Source organism: Sporosarcina sp. UB5 (genome assembly GCF_050859005.1).
Classification (GTDB): Bacteria; Bacillota; Bacilli; order Bacillales_A; family Planococcaceae; genus Sporosarcina.
Genome location: NZ_CP125984.1, coordinates 1,099,845 through 1,118,992, shown reverse-complemented (window position 1 = coordinate 1,118,992; position 19,148 = coordinate 1,099,845). Strand labels below are relative to the sequence as shown.

The 19,148-nt window shown below is 45.2% G+C and carries 11 protein-coding genes and 3 rRNA genes; 3 read left to right on the top strand and 11 right to left on the bottom strand.

All coding sequences use genetic code 11. The features are described 5' to 3' along the window. Window positions 1–22: 22 nt before the first annotated feature. Complete coding sequence (gene guaB / locus QM454_RS05905) at window positions 23–1,489, bottom strand: IMP dehydrogenase (protein WP_432362807.1); 1,467 nt, start codon at window positions 1,487–1,489, stop codon at window positions 23–25. A 353-nt stretch (window positions 1,490–1,842) separates the two neighbouring features. Here guaB and QM454_RS05900 point away from each other — a divergent pair, with 353 nt between their 5' ends. Then, window positions 1,843–2,262, top strand: a complete 420-nt coding sequence (locus QM454_RS05900; RefSeq protein ID WP_432362805.1) for a hypothetical protein — start codon at window positions 1,843–1,845, stop codon at window positions 2,260–2,262. A 270-nt stretch (window positions 2,263–2,532) separates the two neighbouring features. Here the strand turns inward: QM454_RS05900 and rrf are convergent. The 10 genes from rrf to dnaA all read right to left on the bottom strand — a co-directional run bounded on the left by rrf (window position 2,533) and on the right by dnaA (window position 17,885). Next, window positions 2,533–2,648: ribosomal RNA gene (gene rrf / locus QM454_RS05895) — 5S ribosomal RNA — on the bottom strand. 86 nt (window positions 2,649–2,734) lie between these two features. Continuing rightward, a 23S ribosomal RNA gene (locus QM454_RS05890) occupies window positions 2,735–5,668 on the bottom strand. A 271-nt stretch (window positions 5,669–5,939) separates the two neighbouring features. Next, window positions 5,940–7,491: ribosomal RNA gene (locus QM454_RS05885) — 16S ribosomal RNA — on the bottom strand. The 16S, 23S and 5S rRNA genes sit together here, the layout of an rRNA operon. Window positions 7,492–7,869: 378 nt before the next feature. Beyond that, entirely contained in the window at window positions 7,870–8,967 is a 1,098-nt protein-coding gene (locus QM454_RS05880; protein ID WP_432362803.1) for an HD-GYP domain-containing protein, read from the bottom strand. Between the two features lie 120 nt (window positions 8,968–9,087). After that, window positions 9,088–11,604, bottom strand: coding sequence for a DNA gyrase subunit A (gyrA, locus tag QM454_RS05875; RefSeq protein ID WP_432362801.1), 2,517 nt, complete (start codon window positions 11,602–11,604; stop codon window positions 9,088–9,090). 124 nt (window positions 11,605–11,728) lie between these two features. Further along, on the bottom strand, window positions 11,729–13,651 hold the full coding sequence (gene gyrB, locus QM454_RS05870) for a DNA topoisomerase (ATP-hydrolyzing) subunit B (protein WP_432362799.1): 1,923 nt from the start codon (window positions 13,649–13,651) through the stop codon (window positions 11,729–11,731). Window positions 13,652–13,722: 71 nt separating this feature from the next. Continuing rightward, entirely contained in the window at window positions 13,723–14,844 is a 1,122-nt protein-coding gene (recF, locus tag QM454_RS05865) for a DNA replication/repair protein RecF (protein WP_432362796.1), read from the bottom strand. Beyond that, window positions 14,834–15,073: a S4 domain-containing protein YaaA gene (gene yaaA, locus QM454_RS05860; RefSeq protein ID WP_432362793.1), complete on the bottom strand. Its 240-nt coding sequence runs from the start codon at window positions 15,071–15,073 to the stop codon at window positions 14,834–14,836. The genes recF and yaaA overlap by 11 nt, the downstream gene beginning before the upstream one ends. A 157-nt stretch (window positions 15,074–15,230) precedes the next feature. Further along, window positions 15,231–16,364: a DNA polymerase III subunit beta gene (dnaN, locus tag QM454_RS05855; protein ID WP_432362790.1), complete on the bottom strand. Its 1,134-nt coding sequence runs from the start codon at window positions 16,362–16,364 to the stop codon at window positions 15,231–15,233. Between the two features lie 171 nt (window positions 16,365–16,535). Further along, on the bottom strand, window positions 16,536–17,885 hold the full coding sequence (gene dnaA / locus QM454_RS05850; RefSeq protein WP_432362787.1) for a chromosomal replication initiator protein DnaA: 1,350 nt from the start codon (window positions 17,883–17,885) through the stop codon (window positions 16,536–16,538). A gap of 514 nt (window positions 17,886–18,399) precedes the next feature. On the opposite strand from dnaA, the gene rpmH reads away from it, so the two are divergent. Both rpmH and rnpA read left to right on the top strand, forming a co-directional pair. Next, window positions 18,400–18,534 carry a 50S ribosomal protein L34 gene (gene rpmH, locus QM454_RS05845; RefSeq protein WP_432362784.1) on the top strand — a complete coding sequence of 45 codons (135 nt, stop codon included), beginning with the start codon at window positions 18,400–18,402 and terminating at the stop codon, window positions 18,532–18,534. A 218-nt stretch (window positions 18,535–18,752) separates the two neighbouring features. Then, window positions 18,753–19,097, top strand: coding sequence for a ribonuclease P protein component (gene rnpA, locus QM454_RS05840; RefSeq protein WP_432362781.1), 345 nt, complete (start codon window positions 18,753–18,755; stop codon window positions 19,095–19,097). Window positions 19,098–19,148: the final 51 nt, after the last annotated feature.

The following is a 19,148-nucleotide window of genomic DNA, read 5'->3' as shown; positions in this document are numbered from 1 at the left end:
TCCATATTTATAGTTCAGTTTATTACGAAATTGAATAGTTTGGCGCTTCCTTCGTAATATGCACTTGATGCGGGTGGCTTTCACGTAAACCTGCACCTGTCATGCGGATGAACTGAGCTTTTTCTCGTAGATCATGAAGATCCTTCGTTCCGCAATATCCCATGCCTGACCGGATTCCGCCAACAAGTTGGTGAATTGAATCTGTAAGTGGCCCTTTATAAGGCATACGGCCTTCGATTCCTTCAGGCACGAGCTTCTTCGCGTCTTCTTGGAAATAACGATCTTTTGAACCATGTTCCATCGCACCGACCGATCCCATGCCACGGTACACTTTGAAACGTCTACCTTGGAAGATTTCTGTATCTCCAGGGCTTTCTGTCGTACCAGCAAGCAAGCTTCCAAGCATAACGACATGTCCACCAGCAGCCAACGCTTTTACGATATCGCCGGAGTATTTAATACCACCATCCGCAATAATTGTTTTACCATATTTACGTGCTTCAGTAGCACATTCATAAATAGCCGTAATTTGAGGTACACCTACACCTGCAACGACACGTGTCGTACAGATAGATCCCGGCCCGATACCAACTTTGACGACATCGGCTCCTGCCTCATATAATGCTGCAGTCGCTTCTGCTGTTGCTACGTTTCCTGCAATGATATCTAATTCCGGATATTCTTTTCGGATTTGCGCAACCGTATCAATAACGCCTTTTGAATGTCCGTGTGCCGTGTCGATGACAATGACATCGACTTCAGCAGCTACAAGCTTCTGCACCCGAACCATCGTATCCGATGTAACGCCGACCGCAGCCCCTACGAGGAGACGACCTTGGCGATCCTTCGCAGCATTCGGGAACTCAATTACTTTCTCGATATCTTTAATTGTGATGAGACCTTTTAGAATTCCGTTTTCATCGACAATCGGCAGTTTTTCGATTTTATATTGTTGTAAAATCTTTTCTGCGTCTTCTAACGTCGTGCCGACAGGAGCCGTCACTAAATTTTCCTTCGTCATCACATCATTAATGATAAGTGAATAATCTTGGATGAAACGCAGATCACGATTCGTCAAAATACCTACAAGTTTTTGCTCGTCCATGTTGTTGACGATTGGAACACCTGAAATGCGATATCTGCCCATTAAATGCTCAGCATCAAATACTTGGTGTTCAGGAGTGAGGAAGAAAGGATTTGTAATAACGCCATTCTCCGACCGTTTTACAGTTATAACCTGCTCTGCCTGTTCTTCAATGCTCATATTCTTATGAATAATACCAAGGCCGCCTTGACGCGCCATTGCAATCGCCATTTTCGACTCGGTTACCGTATCCATTCCAGCACTAATAATTGGAATGTTCAACGTCATTTTTTCTGTCAAACGAACCGAAAGATTTACGTCCTTTGGCAATACTTCTGAAGCTCCTGGCACAAGTAATACATCGTCGAAAGTTAATCCTTCACGAGTGAATTTAGATTCCCACATTTCGTTTCCTCCTCTAATATCGTTATCTGCAGTTAAATATTATTAAAAGGTTATCAGCGCGTATCTGGCGTGTCAAGGAGACAATGATAAGAAAATGAATTCCTCCAATTCAATAAATTTACTTTTCTATTGCCACTCCCGACTATCATTCGAAAATCCGTTTAAGGAAGCATATTTATCATCACCGTTCCTCACCTTAATTAATCAATAATAAACAACTTGAATAGCTTTGCACCTTTGCAAAATTAAAACCAAGTAGAAAAAGGGATAGGATGTAGCTGTAAGTGATTTACCTTAAATATTGTATGGAGCTTCCGGGGCGGAGGCTCTTTTCGGGCGCGAGGAGGCTTGCTTTGGGCGTGGAACGGCTTGCTTTGGACGCGGGATGGCGCACTTTGGGCGTGCGATGGCTCACTTTGGGCGCGGGATGGCGAACTTTGGACGCGCGATGGCGCACTTTGGGCGCGCGATGGCTCACTTTGGGCGCGGGTGGCACCTCTTTGAGCGCGGGCGACACCGCTTTGAGCGCGGAGCGGCTTGCTTTGGGCGCGGGAGGGCTTATTTTGGACGCGAGAAGGCTCGCTTTGGACGCGCGTTGGTTTGCTTTAGACGCGGACGTTATTTTAGTTAGTCAAAAGCATCGAGCGCGATATACTAATTATCTTGGAACACAATATCCTTCCACGAAACATAGAATCATGATCGCGGCCACACAACATGATTTCACACATACCAATTCGCGCCAAATGCCTTTAACAATTTATGCATTGTAAAAAAAAAAAATATTTATAAACACAAAAAAACCATCCCCCAAAGGGAATGGCCCTGGCCTAGCGACGTCCTACTCTCACAGGGGGAAGCCTGTTCCCTGCGTAATTTACACCGTTGGCGTAAATTACGCAAAGCGGCTTCGCCGCCTTACTACCATCGGCGCTGAAGAGCTTAACTTTTATCGTTAAAGTAAAAAGCCATTACTTTTCAAAGATATAAATCCTTCGGATTTTTAAACACAAAAAAACCACTCCCCAAAGGGAATGGCCTTGGCCCGGCGACGTCCTACTCTCACAGGGGGAAGCCCCCTACTACCATCGGCGCTGAAGAGCTTAACTTCCGTGTTCGGTATGGGAACGGGTGTGACCTCTTCGCCATCGTCACCAGACAATTGAACGATACTTGTTCGTTCAAAACCGGATAAAACCAACATTGTTGCTGAACTTCAAGTTCAACCGTACTTAATTAACTTATAAGGTTAAGTCCTCGATCGATTAGTATCCGTCAGCTGCACGTGTCGCCACGCTTCCACCCCGGACCTATCCACCTCATCTTCTTTGAGGGATCTTACTTACAAATGTAATGGGAAATCTCATCTTGAGGGGGGCTTCATGCTTAGATGCTTTCAGCATTTATCCCGTCCATACATAGCTACCCAGCGATGCCTTTGGCAAGACAACTGGTACACCAGCGGTATGTCCATCCCGGTCCTCTCGTACTAAGGACAGCTCCTCTCAAATTTCCTGCGCCCGCGACGGATAGGGACCGAACTGTCTCACGACGTTCTGAACCCAGCTCGCGTACCGCTTTAATGGGCGAACAGCCCAACCCTTGGGACCGACTACAGCCCCAGGATGCGATGAGCCGACATCGAGGTGCCAAACCTCCCCGTCGATGTGGACTCTTGGGGGAGATAAGCCTGTTATCCCCGGGGTAGCTTTTATCCGTTGAGCGATGGCCCTTCCATGCGGAACCACCGGATCACTAAGCCCGTCTTTCGACCCTGCTCGACTTGTAGGTCTCGCAGTCAAGCTCCCTTATGCCTTTGCACTCTACGAATGATGTCCAACCATTCTGAGGGAACCTTTGGGCGCCTCCGTTACACTTTAGGAGGCGACCGCCCCAGTCAAACTGCCCACCTGACACTGTCTCCTGCCCGGATCACGGGCAAGGGTTAGAAGTCCAATACAGCCAGGGTAGTATCCCACCATTGCCTCCTCCGAAGCTGGCGCTCCGGATTCCAAGGCTCCTACCTATCCTGTACAGGCTGCACCGGAATTCAATATCAGGCTACAGTAAAGCTCCACGGGGTCTTTCCGTCCTGTCGCGGGTAATGCGCATCTTCACGCATATTATAATTTCACCGAGTCTCTCGTTGAGACAGTGCCCAGATCGTTACGCCTTTCGTGCGGGTCGGAACTTACCCGACAAGGAATTTCGCTACCTTAGGACCGTTATAGTTACGGCCGCCGTTTACTGGGGCTTCAATTCGAAGCTTCGCTTGCGCTGACCTCTCCTCTTAACCTTCCAGCACCGGGCAGGCGTCAGCCCCTATACGTCACCTTACGGTTTTGCAGAGACCTGTGTTTTTGCTAAACAGTCGCCTGGGCCTATTCACTGCGGCTCTCTCGGGCTTTAACACCCTACCAGAGCACCCCTTCTCCCGAAGTTACGGGGTCATTTTGCCGAGTTCCTTAACGAGAGTTCTCTCGATCACCTTAGGATTCTCTCCTCGCCTACCTGTGTCGGTTTGCGGTACGGGCACCTCCCGCCTCGCTAGAGGCTTTTCTTGGCAGTGTGAAATCAGGGACTCCGGGGATAATTCCCCTCGCCATCACAGCTCAATGTTATAGAAACGGGATTTGCCTCGTTTCACACCTCACTGCTTGGACGCGCATAACCAACAGCGCGCTCACCCTATCCTTCTGCGTCCCCCCATTGCTGATAACGGCGGGGAGGTGGTACAGGAATATCAACCTGTTGTCCATCGTCTACGCCTTTCGGCCTCGACTTAGGTCCCGACTAACCCTGAGCGGACGAGCCTTCCTCAGGAAACCTTAGGCATTCGGTGGAAGGGATTCTCACCCTTCTTTCGCTACTCATACCGGCATTCTCACTTCCAAGCGCTCCACCAGTCCTTACGGTCTAGCTTCGACGCCCTTGGAACGCTCTCCTACCACTGACACCATAGGTGTCAATCCGCAGTTTCGGTGATCTGTTTAGCCCCGGTACATTTTCGGCGCAGCGCCACTCGACCAGTGAGCTATTACGCACTCTTTAAATGGTGGCTGCTTCTAAGCCAACATCCTGGTTGTCTGGGCAGCGCCACATCCTTTTCCACTTAACAGATACTTGGGGACCTTAACTGGCGGTCTGGGCTGTTTCCCTCTCGACTACGGATCTTATCACCCGCAGTCTGACTCCCAAACATAAATCATCGGCATTCGGAGTTTGTCTGAATTCGGTAACCCGGGATGGGCCCCTAGTCCAAACAGTGCTCTACCTCCGAGATTCTTTCGTTTGAGGCTAGCCCTAAAGCTATTTCGGAGAGAACCAGCTATCTCCAGGTTCGATTGGAATTTCACCGCTACCCACACCTCATCCCCGCACTTTTCAACGTACGTGGGTTCGGGCCTCCAGTAAGTGTTACCTTACCTTCACCCTGGACATGGGTAGATCACCTGGTTTCGGGTCTACGACCCCATACTCATTCGCCCTATTCAGACTCGCTTTCGCTGCGGCTCCGCATTCGCTGCTTAACCTTGCATGGAATCGTAACTCGCCGGTTCATTCTACAAAAGGCACGCCATCACCCATTAACGGGCTCTGACAACTTGTAGGCACACGGTTTCAGGTTCTATTTCACTCCCCTTCCGGGGTGCTTTTCACCTTTCCCTCACGGTACTGGTTCACTATCGGTCACTAGGGAGTATTTAGCCTTGGGAGATGGTCCTCCCGGATTCCGACGGAATTTCACGTGTTCCGCCGTACTCAGGATCCACTCTGGAGGGGACGGACTTTCGACTACGGGGCTATTACCCGCTATGGCAGACCTTTCCAGGCCTCTTCGTCTAATCCGTCCCTTTGTAACTCCGTATAGAGTGTCCTACAACCCCAGGAAGCAAGCTTCCTGGTTTGGGCTCTTCCCGTTTCGCTCGCCGCTACTAAGGGAATCGATGTTTCTTTCTCTTCCTCCGGGTACTTAGATGTTTCAGTTCTCCGGGTGTGCCTCGTTTACGCTATGTATTCACGTAAACGTACTACCCCATTACGGGCAGTGGGTTTCCCCATTCGGAAATCTTCGGATCACAGCTTACTTACAGCTCCCCGAAGCATATCGGTGTTAGTGCCGTCCTTCATAGGCTCCTAGTGCCAAGGCATCCGCCGTGCGCCCTTTCTAACTTAACCTTTATACAGATTTCAAAAAGCTATTCGCTTCTCAAAACCCTCGGGTGTTTACCTCGGTATAGCGATATACTTTGGTAAACGTTAAAAAAGTATTGTTCAATCACTAAGTGATCGACTCGGTTGATTACTTGATGTTTTGTTGCTTCAATGTCGTTTTATCCAGTTTTCAAAGAACAAGTTTCGAAAGTGCATCCTAATGGATGAACCTTCAAAACTGAACGCAAAACGTCAACGTATGAACCAGAGGTTCATATTCCGTAATTATCCTTAGAAAGGAGGTGATCCAGCCGCACCTTCCGATACGGCTACCTTGTTACGACTTCACCCCAATCATCTGTCCCACCTTCGGCGGCTGGCTCCCGTAAGGGTTACCCCACCGACTTCGGGTGTTACAAACTCTCGTGGTGTGACGGGCGGTGTGTACAAGACCCGGGAACGTATTCACCGTGGCATGCTGATCCACGATTACTAGCGATTCCGGCTTCATGCAGGCGAGTTGCAGCCTGCAATCCGAACTGGGAACGGTTTTATGGGATTGGCTCCCCCTCGCGGGTTCGCAGCCCTTTGTACCGTCCATTGTAGCACGTGTGTAGCCCAGGTCATAAGGGGCATGATGATTTGACGTCATCCCCACCTTCCTCCGGTTTGTCACCGGCAGTCACCTTAGAGTGCCCAACTGAATGCTGGCAACTAAGATCAAGGGTTGCGCTCGTTGCGGGACTTAACCCAACATCTCACGACACGAGCTGACGACAACCATGCACCACCTGTCACCGCTGTCCCCGAAGGGAAAGACATGTCTCCATGCCGGTCAGCGGGATGTCAAGACCTGGTAAGGTTCTTCGCGTTGCTTCGAATTAAACCACATGCTCCACCGCTTGTGCGGGTCCCCGTCAATTCCTTTGAGTTTCAGCCTTGCGGCCGTACTCCCCAGGCGGAGTGCTTAATGCGTTAGCTGCAGCACTAAGGGGCGGAAACCCCCTAACACTTAGCACTCATCGTTTACGGCGTGGACTACCAGGGTATCTAATCCTGTTTGCTCCCCACGCTTTCGCGCCTCAGCGTCAGTTACAGACCAGAAAGCCGCCTTCGCCACTGGTGTTCCTCCACATCTCTACGCATTTCACCGCTACACGTGGAATTCCGCTTTCCTCTTCTGTACTCAAGTCCTCCAGTTTCCAATGACCCTCCACGGTTGAGCCGTGGGCTTTCACATCAGACTTAAAGGACCGCCTGCGCGCGCTTTACGCCCAATAATTCCGGACAACGCTTGCCACCTACGTATTACCGCGGCTGCTGGCACGTAGTTAGCCGTGGCTTTCTGACGAGGTACCGTCAAGGTACGGGCAGTTACTCCCGTACTTGTTCTTCCCTCGCAACAGAGCTTTACGATCCGAAAACCTTCTTCGCTCACGCGGCGTTGCTCCATCAGACTTTCGTCCATTGTGGAAGATTCCCTACTGCTGCCTCCCGTAGGAGTCTGGGCCGTGTCTCAGTCCCAGTGTGGCCGATCACCCTCTCAGGTCGGCTACGCATCGTCGCCTTGGTAGGCCGTTATCCCACCAACTAGCTAATGCGCCGCGGGCCCATCCTGCAGTGACAGCCGAAACCGTCTTTCAGAGTTCTTCCATGCGGAAGAACTGATTATTCGGTATTAGCCCCGGTTTCCCGGAGTTATCCCCATCTGCAGGGCAGGTTGCCCACGTGTTACTCACCCGTCCGCCGCTAATATCAGGGAGCAAGCTCCCTTCAATTCGCTCGACTTGCATGTATTAGGCACGCCGCCAGCGTTCGTCCTGAGCCAGGATCAAACTCTCCATAATAGAGAAATTCGAGTAGCTCGAGTTTCTTGCTGGCATCATTTAAGATGTCAATTTTGAATCCGAAGATTCGTTTGTTCTGTTCACCGACAGAGTCGGCTTCAGAACTTTATTTGTTGACGTTTTGCTGTTCAGTTTTCAAGGTTCATTTATTGCTGCTCCGTTAGAAGCAACTCTTATATAATACCATGTTGTCATTTCCGATGTCAACAACTTTTTTAAAAAAACTTTTTCGAGTTGTTTCAAGCAGTTATTCGTTTATCAGAAGTGCAACGTTTATTACTATACCAGCTTGTCTTTTCGATTGCAATACTTTTTTATATTATTTTCTATTCATTTTCGTTCTAATAAAGCCGCAGTATAAAAGCGGCTTTATTAGATTCATTCTATAGTCTTTAATATCGCTACGTCACGGTTCGTCGCTAAATCGATAATTACACCATCCGATTGTTTTTTAATCATCGGTCTTAATGGTGAGTCTCGATGAATGAACATGATCTCGCCAATCTCTCCATTGGTTAGTTTCACCCGCATCCCTATGGACAGATTGCCGACAAGCCTGAGAAGTGCATCTACTACTTTTATGTTAAATTTGCCGAACTCTTCTTCTTTTATCAGTTCAATAACCTTATATGGAGATTGTTTCATTCTGTACAGTCTTTCCGATGTCATTGCATGGAAGACATCCGCTACAGCAAGAATTTGGGAGTATTCCGAGATAGTGTCCATTTTCTCCCCGCGTGGATAGCCGCTTCCATCGAGGCGCTCATGATGTTGAAGAATTGCCAACTTCATATCCTGCCTTAGCAAAGGCGTGTCTTGTATCATTTTCACACTGAACAACGTATGCTTTTTTATTTCGTTATATTCATCTTTTGTTAGGAACGCTGTCTTTTCTAATATAGTAGGAGAGATTTTTGCCATTCCACAATCAGCTAATACTCCTGCCAATCCAAGTTGCAGCGCATCGCCTTTTTCATATCCCATTTGACTGCTAATTGCCGCGGCAAGAATTCCAACAGCAATGGAATGATGGTATATGTATTCTTCAGGATTGGAAAAGTCGTTCAACATTGTGAGCATTTTTTTCTGCTTGATGAATTTCTTTACTAATGGAATGATGAATTCCCGTACTTTGGGGACATCAGGACGTTGACCGGCCCGCCAATGACTGAATTCCCTCTTATAACTACGTACCGCTTCGTTATATTCCTTCCGAAGTTGATGGATACTCACTGGTATATTTTCGAGCACTTCATCGGCATTCACGGAAGGGGACTGTTCTAATTCAGGAATGTCTTGCTGGTTGACTCTCTCTTCCACTTTCACGCCATTCACTCCGAACGCATGCAAAATCTCAATATGTTCAAGCGTAAGTTCAGTATTCTCTCGCATAATCGGATAATTCGTCTTGCTATATACATCTTCTTTCAAAAATATGCCCGCACGTAACTCACTGACAGTTTTATATACTTCCATATCTATGATGTCACCGCTTTCCGATCGTCTCTTAAGTTCCATCATACTCCAAATTTTCAAAATGGACGATAGAAAAAAAGTTATTGAGCGACAATATGTCGTCTCAATAACTTCTTAAAATCATTCTGTCTCTGTTTCTTCTGTTTCAATAGAATCTTCCGTATCTACTTCGTCATCTGTTTCATTGTCATTATCTTCTTGCTCTTCGAGTTCTTTCTCGACTTTCGCAACTGTCGCGACAAGTTCGTCTTCTCCAAGACGAATTAGTCGAACACCTTGTGTGCTACGGCCGATCGAGGAAATATCTTCAATGGCCATACGAATGAGAATGCCATGGATTGTGATCAGCATAAGATCTTCTGATCCGTCGACCGTTTTCATCGCGACGAGCTGACCATTCCGCTCAGTGACGTTCAACGTCTTCAACCCGTATCCGCCACGGGACTGGATTCGGTATTCGTCTTCTGGCGTTCGTTTTCCAAAACCTTTTTCGGTAACGACAAGAATTTCATCGCCTTCTGATACGGTGTCCATGCCGACTGCGATATCTCCTTCGCGCAACCTAATTCCGCGCACGCCACTTGCAACACGGCCCATGGAACGGATATCACGCTCATCGAATTTAATAAGCATGCCATCGCGTGTACCGATTGCGATATTCTGTTCACCATTCGTCATTTTTACGCCAATTAATTCATCATCGCCACGTAAAGTTAGTGCAATGAGTCCATTGGAACGGATATTGGCAAAATCAGCAACCGATGTACGTTTGACGATGCCTCCACGCGTAGCGAAGAAGAGATATTTATCCTCCTCGAACTTATCGACAGGGATCATAGCCGTAACTTTTTCATCCTTTTGAACATCTAACAAATTAATGATTGGCAGTCCTTTTGCCGTCCGACTGAATTCCGGAACTTCATACCCTTTTTTACGGAATACCCGTCCACGGCTCGTAAAGAATAGGATCGTATCATGTGTTGACGTATTCAACAGATGCTCGACGAAATCATCGTCATTTGTTCCCATACCTTGGATACCGCGTCCTCCCCGACGCTGGCTCCGGTACGTATTTGCCGGCAACCGTTTAATATAGCCATTATGCGTCAACGTCAAGACAGAGTTCTCAACAGGAATAAGATCTTCATCCTCGAGCATTTCTGCTCCGCCGCTTACAATTTCAGTTCTCCGTTCATCAGCAAAACGTTGCTTAACTTCAAGCAGTTCCTCCCGGATAATATCGACAACTTTTTCCTCGTCAGCAAGAATAGCGCGTAACTCGGAAATTAAAACAAGAAGTTCCTGGTATTCATTCTCAATTTTGTCGCGTTCCAAACCAGTTAAACGTTGGAGGCGCATGTCAAGAATTGCCTGGGATTGCCTCTCAGTCAAATTGAATCGGTCCATCAGACCCGATTTCGCTTCGTCAGTCGTCTTTGAACCGCGGATTAGAGCGATAATTTCATCGATATGATCAAGCGCAATCCGTAACCCCTCTAAAATATGAGCACGGTCTTCCGCTTTGTTCAATTCGTACTGAGTCCGTCTTCGGATAACTACTTTCTGATGTTCCAAGTAATGATATAGAATTTCCTTCAGAGATAGGATTTTCGGTTGTCCGTCAACGAGTGCAAGCATGTTAATACCGAAGCTTGATTGTAGAGCGGTATGTTTGTAAAGGTTATTTAGTAATACGTGTGTATTGGCATCTCTTCGGACTTCGATGACAATACGCATGCCTGTCCGGTCAGATTCATCCGCCAAATGTGTAATGCCTTCGATCCGTTTTTCACGCACGAGCTCTGCAATCTTCTCTATAAGTCTTGCCTTGTTTACCTGATAAGGAAGCTCAGTCACGATAATCGTTTCTCTGCCACTCGAATGCTGCTCAATTTCCACTTTACCTCTAATAATAACTGAGCCTCTTCCGCTTTCGTAGGCTCTCCGAATACCGCTTCTTCCGAGGATAATACCGCCAGTAGGGAAGTCTGGACCTGGAATAATTTCCATCAATTCTTCGGTCGTAATTGCCGGATTATCTGCCATTGCGAGAACGCCATCAATCGTTTCACCTAGATGGTGTGGTGGAATGTTCGTTGCCATTCCGACCGCAATACCCGACGTTCCATTAACGAGCAGATTCGGAAAACGGCTTGGCAGGACGATCGGTTCTTTCTCCTGACCATCATAGTTATCTTGGTAGTCAATCGTGTCTTTATTAATGTCACGCAATAACTCCATCGCAATGCGAGACATCCTCGATTCTGTATAACGCATCGCCGCAGCTGCGTCGCCATCGACTGAACCAAAATTCCCGTGGCCATCGACAAGCATATAGCGATAGTTGAAATCCTGCGCCATCCTGACCATCGTATCGTAGACGGCACTGTCGCCGTGGGGGTGATACTTACCGATTACATCCCCGACGATACGGGCTGATTTCTTATGTGGCTTATCCGCAGTGTTTCCGAGATCTTGCATTGCATATAGAATACGGCGATGGACGGGCTTCAACCCATCCCTCACATCTGGCAATGCCCGGGAGACGATAACACTCATCGCATAGTCAAGAAAAGATGTCTTCATCTCCGTACTGATGTTAATGCCTTGGACGCCACGTTTTGGCATATCTGCCATATTGTCAAACTCCTTTCAACTCAGGCGCTTTTTTACGAACAGCCTGTCAACCGAACATGGACCTGTCTATTGCAGATCCATGTTCCATTTTCATTTATTGAAAAAACAATTACGCTTTAGCGTATTAAGTATCCAAATTTTTAACATACATTGCATTTTCCTCGATGAATCTGCGTCGCGGTTCAACTTCATCACCCATCAACTGCTCGAACGTCTCATCCGCTTCGAAAGCGTCTTCGAGATGCACTTGTAGGAGTGTTCGCTGATCCGGGTCCATTGTCGTCTCCCATAACTGGGTCGCGTCCATTTCACCAAGCCCTTTATAGCGGGTAATGACTGGTCTTGGAACAGAAGATAGACGATTCAGGATTTCCTGCAACTCCTCTTCGTTAAAACAATATTCCTCATGCTTACCTTGTTTGACCCGATAAAGTGGTGGTTGCGCAATATAGACATAACCCGCTTCAATCAATGGTCGCATGAAACGGAAGAAGAATGTCAACAATAACGTACGAATATGCGCTCCATCGACGTCGGCATCTGTCATAATGACGATTTTATGGTAACGAGCTTTTGAAAGATCAAATTCATCCCCGATTCCTGTACCGAGTGCCGTAATCATTGTCCGAATTTCAGCATTACCTAAAATGCGGTCCAATCTAGCTTTTTCAACGTTCAGGATTTTACCTCGTAATGGCAAGATCGCCTGGAAGTGACGGTCACGTCCGCTTTTCGCGGAACCGCCCGCCGAGTCACCTTCAACGATATACAATTCACTAATCGCCGGATTACGTGATGAGCAGTCTGCAAGTTTCCCGGGAAGAGCTGATACTTCCAATGCGGATTTTCGACGCGTCAATTCACGTGCATTCCTTGCAGCAATTCGCGCCCGTGCAGCCATAAGACTTTTATCGATTACTAATCGTGCGGTCGTCGGGTTTTCAAGAAGGAAACGTTGAAACCCTTCTGAAAATAGTGCATTCGTAATCGTGCTCACTTCGGAGTTCCCTAATTTTGTTTTGGTCTGTCCTTCGAACTGTGGATCCGGATGCTTAATTGAGATAATCGCAGTTAATCCTTCTCGTACATCATCGCCAGACAAGTTCGGATCTGCATCTTTCAGCATCCCGTTCTTCCTAGCATAATCGTTAACGACGCGTGTCAATGCAGTCTTAAATCCAGACTCATGCGTACCGCCTTCATACGTATTAATATTATTTGCGAATGAAAACAGGTTTTCCGCATAGCCGCTATTGTATTGCATCGCGATTTCGATGGAGATGCCATCCTTCTCGCCTTCTATGAATATCGGTTCCTCATGGATTGGTTCCTTCTTTTGGTTCAAATGCTCGACGTAGGATTTGATGCCGCCTTCATAGTAAAACGTATCTGTGCGAATTTCTTCATCACGTTCATCTGTAATGCTGATACGTAAACCTCTGTTCAAATATGCCAACTCACGTAGACGATGTGCCAATATTTCATATTCATAGACTGTCGTCTCCGTGAAAATTTCCTCGTCAGCTTTGAATCGCGTCCGTGTGCCAGTTACATCTGTCTCACCGATGATTTCCAATTCATGTGTTAGGATGCCTCGTTCAAATTTAATAAAATGAACTTTACCATCCCGGCGCACATACACTTCAGTAACTTCGGAAAGTGCATTGACGACAGAAGCTCCTACTCCGTGCAAACCGCCCGAAACTTTATAGCCTCCGCCTCCAAACTTACCTCCGGCGTGAAGGACTGTCATAATAACTTCAACGGCCGGTCTACCTGTCGACTCCTGGATGCCAACCGGTATACCGCGTCCATTATCATCAACGCGTATCCAATTATCCTTTTCAATCGTCACTTCAATATGATCACAATGGCCCGCAAGTGCTTCGTCGATACTATTATCGACAATTTCCCATACGAGATGGTGAAGCCCTCGTGAACTCGTTGTGCCGATGTACATGCCCGGACGCTTACGGACAGCTTCTAAGCCCTCTAGGACCTGTATCTGATTCGCATCATAAGCCGTCTGCAATTCTTTTTCTTCCATAGCCAAAATGTTCACCTTTCCTTTCCGAACATCAATCTAACCTTCTATTTCCTTCAAACAGGTTTGGGGCCTCATGTTCCTTTATCGTGAACTTGCCCTGCCGATACTTCGTAAATCTCTGCTTCTCGTATCGTCTCGTGGTCGAGTCCCGCAATATTCGTCGTCGTGACAAATGTTTGCACCTGGCCTTGCATTGTATTCAGCAAGTGGGACTGACGGTAATCATCGAGCTCGGAAAGCACGTCATCTAAAAGAAGTACCGGTGTTTCTCCAACTTCCTGTTTAACAAGGTCTATTTCCGCAAGTTTTAAGGATAGCGCAGTTGTCCGCTGCTGCCCTTGCGAACCGTAAGTTTGAATATCATAACCATTTACAAAAAAATGGAGATCGTCACGGTGCGGTCCAATTAGTGTCATTCCGCGTTCCAACTCACGACGTCTCGCTTCATGTAACTTCTGACTGAGTATTTCTTCCATCTGTTCAGCAGTCTGCCCAGAATCTAACTCTTTTAATGTCCCATACGTCACTTTAAGCTGCTCAATGCCCCTGGAAATCCCTTTATGGATCGGTTCTGCCCATTTTTGGAGCAGTTCGATGAAATAAAACCGTTTCCGGATAATTTGCACAGCCAACTGTATATATTGTTCTGTATAAATATCGAACATAACGTCCGAAATATCCAATTTTCCACGGTGATCTTTGAGGATTGCGTTCCGTTGCTTTAAGACCTTTTGATAATTGAGCAGGTCATGGAGATAGACTGGAGAGATTTGTCCGATTTCCATGTCTAAAAACCTTCTTCGGACTTGTGGACTTCCTTTTACGAGATTCAAGTCCTCCGGAGCAAACATAACGACGTTGAGTTGACCAATGTACAGGCTGAGCCGGTTTTGTTCCAAATGATTGACCCGTGCTTTCTTGCCTTTTTTCGATATCGTTAGTTCAAGCGGAAGACGCCCGTATTTTCGTTGGATGTCCCCTTCTATTTTACCATACTCTTGTTCCCAACGGATAAGTTCTCGATCATTAGAGGTTCGATGCGATTTCGCCATCGATAATACGTAAATTGCCTCCATGATGTTCGTTTTACCTTGTGCGTTTTCCCCAATTAAAACGTTGATGTGTGGGGAAAACGATAGTTCAAGAGAAGCGTAATTCCGATAATCCGTTAAAGCAAGTCGTTCAATGAACATCCGATTGACCGTCAGAGGATACTAATATTTTAAATTTGCCTGCACCGGGAATCGTGATGATATCCCCGTCGTAAAGTTTTTTCCCCCGTCTACGATCAACTTCACCGTTCACATAGACAGTATGTTCTTCCAAATACCATTTGGCCATGCCGCCGGAGCTTATGCAATTCGACATTTTTAACAGTTGACCTAATGTGATGAATTCAGTATCGATTTTCATTACTTCCATCCGTTTCAATCCTTCATAAAAGTAGTCTGTTCTTCTATTTTACCGAACTTTCAGCTGTAAGTAAAAATGTAAGTGAAAAAATGTGTATGAAAAAGAAACAGGCGAAGGAAAACATTTTGCATTCCTTTGCCTGTTGAATCGGTAAATTTGTTACTTGTTAAAATGTCCGTACCGGTAAAATTAATTGTAAAATTGCATCGCTATCCATTGATTTCAAGATGAATGGTCTCATTGCACCTGTGAAATGGATGGCAACATCCTGTCCTTCAATCGCTTTCAATGCATCCATCATATATTTTGCGCTGAAGGAAATCTTTAGATCGTCCCCATTCACAGCAATTGCCTCAATCACTTCTTCAACCTTACCGATTTCAGGTGAATTGGATGAGACTTCAATTGCGTTGCCGCCTTCTGCAGAAAATCGGACGATATTGTTTCGGTCTTCACGGGCTAGTAGTGAAGCACGGTCAATGGCTTGTAATAATTTTCGGCCGTTTACTTGTACAGTCGTTTTATATTCAGAAGGGATTAATCTTGAAGTGTCTGGATAATTCCCTTCTAAAAGGCGTGAATAAAACAAAACATTTCTCGTTTTGAACAATATTTGTTGATCTGCAATAACAATTTCAACGAGATCGGAGTTATCAGGAAGTATTTTATTAAGTTCCTGAAGACTTTTACCTGGGATGACGACGCTGAACGGGCTTTCTGGCATCATTTCAGGAACGATTTCTCTTCTTGCAAGACGGTGGCTATCGGTTGCTACGCAGACAAGTTTTTCTTCGTCAGTTTCCCAATGCACACCCGTTAAGATCGGACGAGTTTCTTGTTGTGAAACGGCAAAGACGGTTTCCTTAATGAGTGATTTCATCAAATCAGACGGCAAAGAGAAGCGATATTCGTCTTTTACATTCGGAAGTACAGGGTATTCATCTGAATTAGATCCAATTAGATGGAATTCAGATTTACCAGATTGGATATGCGTTTGCATGTTTTCAACTTCAATCGTTACTTCATTCGTCGGTAATTTCCGGACAATTTCACTGAAGACTCTCGCTTGAAGAATGATGGAACCTTGTTCAATTACACGGATGATTTGCTCACCATCTTGTTCTACCGGGATGAATGTGCAAATAGTAATATCCGAATCACTTCCTGTCATCGTTAACCCTTTTTCATTCACATCCATTTTTACGCCGGTCAAAATGGGATTGGTCACTTTTTGACTGATTGCTTTCATGACATCATTCAATCCTTCGAGCAACCAATCTCTCATAATTTCAAATTTCATTTTGTACCCTCGCTTATATAATTATTAGTTAGTAATAAAGATAGTAATAGTAATAGGGGCTGTGGAAATGTGTATAAGTCCCACAAACCCATATGCCAGAAAACAATTCACATGTGCATAAAGTGTGCACATCTTGTTTCATTTTCTAAAGGTTATTCACATGTGGATTCGTCAGCCTCTTCCAAGAATGCTCTTAATTTCTTGAATGTCTTGCTGTAGATTTTGATCGTCCTTTAGTTGTTTAGAGATTTTTTCATGTGCGTGAATGACGGTCGAATGGTCACGGCCACCAAATTCGGAACCGATTTTCGGTAAAGAAGAATCGGTAAGTTCACGAGAAAGATACATAGCGATTTGACGAGGAAATGCAATTGCCCTCGTCCTTTTTTTGGCCGTAAAATCTTCCAGCCGAATATTGTAATGTTCCCCTACTGTTTTTTGGATATCCAATATCGTAACAGTCCGTGGACGGGAATTTGGAATAATATCTTTCAATGCTTCTGCAGCTAGATCAGTCGTAATATCCATATTAACGAGCGAAGAATAGGCTACGACGCGAATTAAAGCACCTTCTAATTCACGTATGTTCGTATCGATCTGATTCGCGATGTACAGCATCACTTCATCTGATATATCAAGCAATCCATCGGCCTTTGCCTTCTTGCGCAAGATGGCAATCCGTGTCTCCAAATCGGGAGGTGCAATGTCCGTAATTAACCCCCATTCAAAACGGGATCGAAGACGGTCTTCCAATGTTGGAATTTCTTTTGGGGGACGGTCGCTGGAGATAATAATCTGTTTTGATTCCTCATGAAGTGTATTAAAGGTATGGAAAAATTCCTCTTGAGTCTGTTCTTTTCCAGCGATAAATTGAATATCGTCAATTAGCAGAACATCCACGTTCCGATATTGGTTTCTAAAATCGCCTGCTTTGTTATTCATAATGGAATTAATAAATTCATTCGTAAATTTTTCTGATGACAAATAAACGACTTTGGAAGAAGGATCCTGCTCCAAAATATAATGCCCAATAGCGTGCATAAGATGAGTCTTCCCTAATCCTACGCCTCCATAAATAAATAAGGGATTATATGATTTCGCCGGTGCTTCTGCTACGGCGAGTGAAGCGGCATGAGCAAACCTGTTGCCCGAGCCGATGACAAATGTATCAAATGTATATTTCGGGTTTAACATGACAGATGCTGATTGGACCGCAGATTTATCAGGCTGATTTACTACCGGTTTCGGTACTTGAAAATCGTTTTCTTCCATCTCTTTTGGAACGACAAAATGAATGAATCGATCTTCTCCAGTTAATTCCGAGAGTATTCCTGTAATCAAATGTACATAATGATTCTCAAGCCAATCTTTCGCAAACGAATTTGGAACAGCAATTGTAACGTTCTCATCACCGTAGGACATTAATTTTGTCGACTTAAGCCAAGTCTCAAAACTTGGTCTTGAAATTTTATCTTCAATTTTCGACAAAACATTGTTCCATAATTTTTCAAGCTGATCCACTCGTGGGCCTCCTTTACATAGAAAATAAAAAACACACGAATATGTATTATACACAGAATTAGCTCTTGTGGATAAGAAATATCCGAAAGTGTTGAAAAAATTATCCACAACCTATCAACAATTGTGGATAATGGATATGGCTTTTAAATTTGTTAACAGCAAAATCTTTTATATTGTATCAAGAAACTATAAGAATGACAAGGGTTTCTATGAGTTATTAACAGTAGCGACAATTGTGGAGAATATATTTATCCACAGCCTTTTGTATGTGCAAAAGGTGTAGATAAGGCTTGTGTATAAAAAAACGGAGAAAAATTTCTATGAACATATTATTCAATTGTCGACTTTTATAATTGTGGATAACCTGATTTGTCGAATGACGCGGTTGAAACTTGTAAATTTGGTTTGGTGGTTTGGAATGGTATACAGAAAAAAAGTTGACATCTTTGACTGTCCCCTTTATACTGTTCAAGACTGTCAGATTGTAAAGGGACAATGCAGGAGGTGTCTTTAAATGAAACGTACATTCCAACCAAATAAACGTAAACGTAGTAAAGTTCACGGCTTCCGTACAAGAATGAGCTCAGCAAGCGGTCGTAAAATTCTCGCTGCTCGTCGTCGTAAAGGAAGAAAAGTGCTTTCAGCATAAGACCACTAACTCAGTGGTCTTTTTTTTTAATACAAAAGCGAAAGCGGCCAGTCTAGATACGACGGGCATAAGGCGGACATGCGAGACGGCGCTTTTTGCCGTACAGCATGGCTGACTTATGACCCCGAGTATCTGGCCGCTGGAGCTGGATGATTATTAGCGGGTGTACATGCCTGAAAAATAGATTACTCATTGACGATCCATGGAGGTGAAAAGGTTTGAAAAAACGTCAGCGGGTCAAAAAGAATGAAGACTTCCAAACAGTATTTAAAAAAGGCAAGTCTGTCGCAAATCGGCAATTTGTCGTCTATTCCTATAGGAAAGAAGGCCAACAGGAATTCAGAATTGGACTATCCGTCGGAAAGAAATTAGGAAATGCCGTAACGCGAAATCGTATCAAACGATACATCCGACAAGCATTCCTTGAAATGAAAGAAGAGCTAAAAAATGATCGAGACTATGTTATTATCGCCAGACATCAGGCGGCCACACTTGATTTTCACGAAACGAAAAAAAGTTTGCAACACGTTTTAAGGATTGCGAAAGCTTTTAATACAAAATAAGCAAAGACATGTTATTACGTAAGAAGTAGAACGTAATAAATGTTCATGATA